This window comes from Aminobacter sp. P4_D5 (genome assembly GCF_056401815.1).
Window position 1 is genome coordinate 1 of sequence record NZ_JBFUIP010000242.1, and the last position, 5,963, is coordinate 5,963.

At 61.4% G+C, this 5,963-nt stretch carries 10 protein-coding genes; all 10 read left to right on the top strand.

Going from position 1 to position 5,963, the window contains the following annotated elements; genetic code table 11:
* Window positions 1–275 precede the first annotated feature (275 nt).
* The 10 genes from AC1DWF_RS29290 to AC1DWF_RS29335 all read left to right on the top strand — a co-directional run bounded on the left by AC1DWF_RS29290 (window position 276) and on the right by AC1DWF_RS29335 (window position 5,847).
* Entirely contained in the window at window positions 276–653 is a 378-nt protein-coding gene (locus AC1DWF_RS29290; protein ID WP_476782365.1) for a hypothetical protein, read from the top strand.
* A gap of 418 nt (window positions 654–1,071) precedes the next feature.
* Window positions 1,072–1,605 (top strand): protease adaptor protein RcdA, encoded by a 534-nt coding sequence (gene rcdA, locus AC1DWF_RS29295; RefSeq protein WP_476782364.1) that lies wholly within the window; start codon window positions 1,072–1,074, stop codon window positions 1,603–1,605.
* 91 nt (window positions 1,606–1,696) lie between these two features.
* Complete coding sequence (gene ruvC / locus AC1DWF_RS29300) at window positions 1,697–2,209, top strand: crossover junction endodeoxyribonuclease RuvC (RefSeq protein WP_476782363.1); 513 nt, start codon at window positions 1,697–1,699, stop codon at window positions 2,207–2,209.
* A 59-nt stretch (window positions 2,210–2,268) separates the two neighbouring features.
* The gene (locus AC1DWF_RS29305) at window positions 2,269–2,538 is read left to right on the top strand and encodes an AbrB/MazE/SpoVT family DNA-binding domain-containing protein (protein ID WP_476782362.1); all 270 of its coding nucleotides are present in this window, start codon (window positions 2,269–2,271) and stop codon (window positions 2,536–2,538) included.
* Window positions 2,516–2,935, top strand: coding sequence for a type II toxin-antitoxin system VapC family toxin (locus AC1DWF_RS29310; RefSeq protein ID WP_476782361.1), 420 nt, complete (start codon window positions 2,516–2,518; stop codon window positions 2,933–2,935). The genes AC1DWF_RS29305 and AC1DWF_RS29310 overlap by 23 nt, the downstream gene beginning before the upstream one ends.
* Window positions 2,936–2,948: 13 nt before the next feature.
* Window positions 2,949–3,569, top strand: a complete 621-nt coding sequence (gene ruvA / locus AC1DWF_RS29315) for a Holliday junction branch migration protein RuvA (protein WP_476782360.1) — start codon at window positions 2,949–2,951, stop codon at window positions 3,567–3,569.
* A gap of 67 nt (window positions 3,570–3,636) precedes the next feature.
* Window positions 3,637–3,924, top strand: coding sequence for an AbrB/MazE/SpoVT family DNA-binding domain-containing protein (locus AC1DWF_RS29320; RefSeq protein ID WP_476782359.1), 288 nt, complete (start codon window positions 3,637–3,639; stop codon window positions 3,922–3,924).
* Complete coding sequence (locus AC1DWF_RS29325) at window positions 3,921–4,325, top strand: PIN domain-containing protein (RefSeq protein WP_476782358.1); 405 nt, start codon at window positions 3,921–3,923, stop codon at window positions 4,323–4,325. Before AC1DWF_RS29320 ends, AC1DWF_RS29325 begins: the two co-directional genes overlap by 4 nt.
* Window positions 4,322–5,362: a Holliday junction branch migration DNA helicase RuvB gene (ruvB, locus tag AC1DWF_RS29330; RefSeq protein WP_476782357.1), complete on the top strand. Its 1,041-nt coding sequence runs from the start codon at window positions 4,322–4,324 to the stop codon at window positions 5,360–5,362. The genes AC1DWF_RS29325 and ruvB overlap by 4 nt, the downstream gene beginning before the upstream one ends.
* Complete coding sequence (locus AC1DWF_RS29335; protein WP_476782356.1) at window positions 5,359–5,847, top strand: GNAT family N-acetyltransferase; 489 nt, start codon at window positions 5,359–5,361, stop codon at window positions 5,845–5,847. Before ruvB ends, AC1DWF_RS29335 begins: the two co-directional genes overlap by 4 nt.
* Window positions 5,848–5,963: the final 116 nt, after the last annotated feature.

Consider the following 5,963-nt stretch of genomic DNA (forward strand, 5'->3'; position numbering starts at 1 on the left):
TTCTCGCACACGCCGTTTGGGGACGGCGCATGTCGACGACCGGTCTCGGGGGAGGCGAACGGCCGGCACGGCTTTCTGATGAACTTCCAATGTAACTGCCCTGCAAGCGCGTGGCCTGGCCGCGCGGCATGCGGTGGAAACACGGCTAGTGCTAGTGCGCCTGCCCTAAGATCGGCAGTGATTTTGGCGCGCGGTAGCGAACCGCGCGGGCACCAAGGCTTGATGATCTGAGATCAACCCATTCCCTGCGGGGGAAAAGGCATTCGGAGAGAACTATGCAAGGGGTAGCACGGAATTTCTTCACGCTCGCCATCGTCTACGCGCTGGCCGGCATGGCACTTGGGCTGCACATGTCGATCAGCCAGAACCACGACCAGATGCCGGTCCACGCCCACACCATGGTGGCGGGCTGGCTGATGTCGGCGGTGTTCGCCTTCTTCTACCATCTGTTTCCGGTCGCCCGAGACAAGATGCTGGCCAAGATCCATTTCTGGCTGACGGCGGTGAGCGGCATCGGCCTTCTGGTCGGCCTGTTCTTCCTGCTCGGCGGCAATGCGGCGATCGAACCGGTGGTGGCAATCTCGTCGATGGGCTTTTACGCGGCGATATTTCTGTTCGCCGTCATCGCCCTTCCGGTGGTCTGGAAGTCGTGAGTCGGCACAACATCAGCGGGGCATTTCAAGCTTCATCGCTGTGCCGTCACGGCACAGTCGAAACTGACGAATGGCGAAATCGCCAGCGTCCTTAAGCGCCCATTAAGCATTCCCGTTGTTTACTGTGCATATCCAGTCATCTGGATTCTTACCGAGTGGTTGGAGCCACTTTGTTTGACGCCTCCCTGTTAAACTCTTGAGAGCCGCGTTTTTCCGCGGCTCTTTTTTTTCGCGCGCAAAGCCCTGGAACGCCCTCCAAAAGCGGTCCAATCCGGCGCGTTAACCCTTTGTTAAACATGCGCTTGCGTTCAGATCGACGGAAGCGCATTTTCATCGGGCTTAGCGTATAGGAGCGGGCCGCGCAGAATCCGTCGCCAAAGACGGGCAGAACGCGGACAGGGTTTTCAGGGTAGTGATCATGAACGAGCCTTCGAGGGAAAGCGGAAAAACGATCAAGCTCGCCGAGAGGCGGGTGTTTTCGCCGTCCTTCAAACCGCTCTACAACGAGGGCATGGGGCTGGTCGAACAGGCGGCCGAATATCTCGACGGCGCCGGACGCGTCGAGGCCAAGAAGCTGTCGCGGCTTGCCGCCACGCTTTACGCCGCCGAATCGATGCGGCTGACCACGCGCCTGATGCAGATCGCCTCGTGGCTGCTTTTGCAGCGCGCCGCAAATTCCGGCGAAATGACCCGCGATCAGGTCGCCTCCGAAAAATCCAAGGTGCGGCTCGATACCGCTTCGGCCCATGACGACGCCGCCGGCTGGAACGAACTGCCGGGCGATTTCGTCGATCTGGTTCGCCGTTCGCTCCGCCTGCAGGCGCATGTGCGCCGCATGGACGAAGAGATCTACGGCAACGGCACGACCGTGGTTCCGGTACAGGCGATGCGCCGCAGCAATCCGGTCTCCGACCAGATTTCGCTGCTCAACACGGCCTTTGCCCGCAACTAACGGCGAGATGATCCCTGCATTAGGCAGGGATTGTTTCTGTTTTGTTCACATTTTTCTGGCGTCTTGCTTCCGTGGAGATAGAGTTCGCGGGATGAGAGAGACGATTCGTATCATTGGCATCGATCCCGGTCTTCAGCGCACCGGCTGGGGCATCATCGAGAGCCTTGGCAATTCACTGCGCTTCGTCGCCGCCGGCACGGTCCGTTCCGACAACAAGGCAGCACTCGCCAGCCGCCTGTGCCAATTGCATGACGGCCTTGCCGACGTGCTGCACCGCGAGATGCCGCATGAGGCCGCTGTCGAAGCGACCTTCGTCAACAAGGATGCCACGGCCACACTGAAGCTCGGCCAGGCGCGCGGCATCGCCATGCTGGTGCCGGCTCGCGCCGGGCTGGTGGTCGCCGAATATTCGCCCAACGCCGTCAAGAAAGCGGTTATTGGCGTTGGCCATGGCGACAAGAAACAGATCGCAATGATGGTCAAGGTGCTGATGCCGAAGGCCGTGTTCGACACCGCCGACGCCGCCGACGCGCTGGCGATTGCCATCTGCCACGCGCATCATCGCCAAAGCCTTGCATACCGGCTGGCGGCCATGGCCAGTTAGGCGGTTCGTTCTTGACTTGTTCTCATCTGGGCGGTAAGTAATACCACAGAGGTATTACCATGCGCGTCACCACCAAAGGCCAAGTGACCATCCCAAAAGAGATTCGCGACCGGCTCGGCATCGGCCCCGGATCCGAGGTCGATTTTGTCATCACCGATGACGGCGCTCGTCTCGTCGCCGTCAATGAGAACATTTCGGCAGAAGAAGCTTCCCGCAAATTCATGGAGACGCTGGACCGCATGGCCGGCACGCTGGATTTGGGCGGTATGACCACCGACGAGTATATCGACTGGCTGAGGGGACCGCGTGAAGACCTCAACGTTGATTGATACGAATGTTCTGATCGACGTATGGGGTCCGGTGGCACACATGACCGCCTGGTCGAAATTGGCCGTCGCGGCATGCCGCCGCGATGGCGCGCTGGTGGTCAATACGATTGTCTGGTCCGAACTCGCGCCGATGGTTGCAGACGAATCGGTGCTTCGAAATGCGCTGGCCACGCTTAAAATGGACCGGGAGTTCGTGCCCTGGGACGCGGCGTTCCTGGCTGGAGCCACGCACTCCCGCTACCGTCGCGCAGGCGGCACGCGAGAGCGCACCTTGCCCGATTTCCTGATCGGCGCGCATGCTATGGTTTCCGGCCATCGTCTGCTGACCCGCGACGCCTCACGCTACCGCACCTATTTTCCCGACCTCGAAATCATCGCTCCCGATACCCATCCATGACGAGGCTTGAAACATGATCGGCAAGTTGAAAGGCACCGTCGACGAGATCGGCGAGGATTTCTGCGTGCTCGACGTCCATGGCGTCGGCTACGTCGCTCATTGTTCGGCGCGGACACTTGCCGCCCTGCCCGGTGCTGGTGAGGCAGCGGTCCTGTTCATCGAGACCTATGTCCGCGAGGACATGATCCGGCTCTACGGCTTCAAGTCGGAGCTGGAGCGCGAATGGTTCAAGCTGCTTCTGGCAAACGTCCAGGGCGTTGGCGCCAAGGTGGCGCTCGCGATCCTGTCGACGCTGGCGCCCTCCGATCTCGCCAATGCTATTGCACTGCGCGACATCGCCATGGTCAGCCGCGCGCCGGGCGTCGGCAAGAAAGTCGCCGAGCGCATCGTCACCGAGCTCAAGAACAAAGCCCCGGCCTTTGCCGGCGAGGCTTCGGGCACCATCGGCCTCAAGCAGGAACTCGGCGAGGGCGTGGCGCCCGCCCCGATCGCCGACGCGGTCTCCGCACTGGTCAATCTCGGCTATTCCCGCGACATCGCCGCCAATGCCATTGCCGCTGCCATGAAGAGCGTCGGCGACGACGCCGACTCCTCCAAGCTGATCCGCTTCGGCCTGAAGGAGCTGGCGCGGTGAGCGCCTTGCTCGGGGTACGCATTCTTACTACATTAGAATTGTAAGAATTTTACCGAGGAGTAGGAAAATGGGCGGATACGCCACCCTGACCTCGAAAGGTCAGCTCACCATTCCCAAGGATGTGCGGGACGCGTTGACGTTGAAGCCGGGCGATACGATTGCCTGGACCGTCGTTGACAGCCATCTGATAGGCACGCCGCGCAATATCGAATTTGCCGATCTCGCAGGGTTCCTGGGCGACCCGCCCGGCGGCCCGGCAACACTCGAAGAAATAGACGCCGCCGTCAGAGACGCGGTCGGTCGCCACGTGACCAGCGATCGCAACGGCCATGGTGGCCGTGAGGATGCGGCGTGACGCAGATCGGCATCGACACCAATATATTGCTGCGCATGGTGCTGAACGACGATACGGATCAGCGCTCGAAAGCTCTGGCTTTCGGTACCGGCCTCAGCGAGCAAAACCCCGGATGTGTCAGCCTGATCGTCCTCATCGAGTTCGCATGGTCATTGAGTTCGCGCTACCAGCAGTCGAAGCAGCAGGTGCTTTCCACGATACAAAGACTGCTCAACGTCAAATCCCTGATGTTTGAGGATTTCGATGCCATAGTACGGGCTCTCGAGCGGTCGAACTCCGCACAGGTTGATTTCTCCGACGCGTTGATTGCCGAACACAATCTGCAGCTAGGCTGCTCACATACCGTTACCTTCGACCAACGCGCCGCCAAATCCATTCCATCCATGGAACTGCTTACGTGAACTCGCCCGACCGTATCATTACCCCCGACAAGCGCGGCGAGGACGCCGACACAAGCTTGCGCCCACAAATCCTCGACGACTTCGTCGGCCAAGCGGCGGCGCGGGCCAATCTCAAGATCTTCATCGAGGCGGCCAAGGGCCGTGGCGAGGCGCTCGACCATGTGCTGTTCGTCGGCCCGCCCGGCTTGGGCAAGACCACGCTTGCCCAGATCATGGCGCGCGAACTCGGCGTCAATTTCCGCTCGACCTCAGGACCGGTCATCGCCAAGGCGGGCGACCTTGCCGCATTGCTGACCAATCTCGAAGAGCGCGACGTGCTGTTCATCGACGAGATCCACCGGCTCAGTCCAGCAGTCGAGGAAATTCTCTATCCGGCGATGGAGGACTATCAGCTCGACCTGATCATCGGTGAAGGCCCTGCTGCGCGCTCGGTGAAGATCGACTTGGCGAAATTCACGCTTGTGGCCGCGACCACACGCCTCGGGCTTCTGACCAATCCGCTGCGCGACCGGTTCGGCATCCCGGTCAGGCTCAATTTCTACACCGTTGAAGAACTGGAGCTGATCGTGCGCCGTGGCGCCCGCATCCTAGGCATGCCGCTCGCCGATGACGGCGCCATCGAGATCGCGCGGCGCGCCCGCGGCACGCCGCGCATCGCCGGCCGGCTGCTCAGGCGCGTGCGCGACTTCGCATCGGTGGCCGATTCCGGCCCGGTGACACGACGCATCGCCGACGAGGCGCTGTCGAGGCTGGAGGTCGACTCGCTCGGTCTCGATTCGCTCGACCGGCGCTATCTCTCGATGATCGCGATGAATTTTGGCGGCGGCCCGGTGGGGATCGAAACCATCGCCGCTGGCCTGTCCGAACCGCGCGATGCCATCGAAGACATCATCGAGCCCTATCTGATCCAGCAAGGGTTCATCCAGCGCACCCCGCGCGGCCGCGTCTTGACGGCGAACGCCTGGAAACATCTCGGGCTCGAAATCCCCCGCGACCTCGCCGTCCAGCAGATCAACCTGTTCCAGGAAGAAGAATGAGCCCACCCGGCTATCGCCCCGGACTGATTGCCGACATCGTTCGGCTGCACGCCGACTATTATGCACGCGAGTGGGGTTTCGGCCTGCCTTTCGAGACAAAGGTCGCCGGCGAATTGTCAGCCTTCATGGCCGCTTTCAGGCCCGATCTCGACTTCTTCGCCGCCCAGGACGACGCAAGCGGTGCACTTTTGGGCACGATCAGCCTGGAGGCGCCGACCCCGGCAGAGCCGCTTGCACATCTGCGCTGGTTCATTACCAGCGACAGAGCGCGCGGCACGGGACTTGGCCGCCGGCTGACGGGCGCGGCAATCGAGCATGCCGATGCAAAAGGCTTTCCGGGCGTTTATCTCACGACATTCGACGGGCTGAAGCCTGCCCGCCACCTCTATGAGTCTTTCGGATTCGCACTCATTGCGGAAGAAGAACGCGACCAGTGGTCCGGCGGCGTCCGCGAGCAACGTTTCGAGCGCCACAAGGCTCGATAAGCTGACGCACAACCTCTTGGCGGAGGACTGACGAGGACCTACGGCGCTTGCTCTACCGGGAACGGCGTCGGTTGCCAGATCTTGGCAAAACCCTTCGGCAGTTTGGCGATGCGCAT

Excerpts from the sequence above, each read along its gene's own strand:
- AC1DWF_RS29290 (WP_476782365.1), top strand. The coding sequence starts at position 276 with ATGCAAGGGGTAGCACGGAATTTCTTCACGCTCGCCATCGTCTACGCG.
- rcdA (WP_476782364.1), top strand. The coding sequence starts at position 1,072 with ATGAACGAGCCTTCGAGGGAAAGCGGAAAAACGATCAAGCTCGCCGAG.
- ruvC (WP_476782363.1), top strand. The coding sequence starts at position 1,697 with ATGAGAGAGACGATTCGTATCATTGGCATCGATCCCGGTCTTCAGCGC.
- AC1DWF_RS29305 (WP_476782362.1), top strand. The coding sequence starts at position 2,269 with ATGCGCGTCACCACCAAAGGCCAAGTGACCATCCCAAAAGAGATTCGC.
- ruvA (WP_476782360.1), top strand. The coding sequence starts at position 2,949 with ATGATCGGCAAGTTGAAAGGCACCGTCGACGAGATCGGCGAGGATTTC.
- AC1DWF_RS29320 (WP_476782359.1), top strand. The coding sequence starts at position 3,637 with ATGGGCGGATACGCCACCCTGACCTCGAAAGGTCAGCTCACCATTCCC.
- AC1DWF_RS29335 (WP_476782356.1), top strand. The coding sequence starts at position 5,359 with ATGAGCCCACCCGGCTATCGCCCCGGACTGATTGCCGACATCGTTCGG.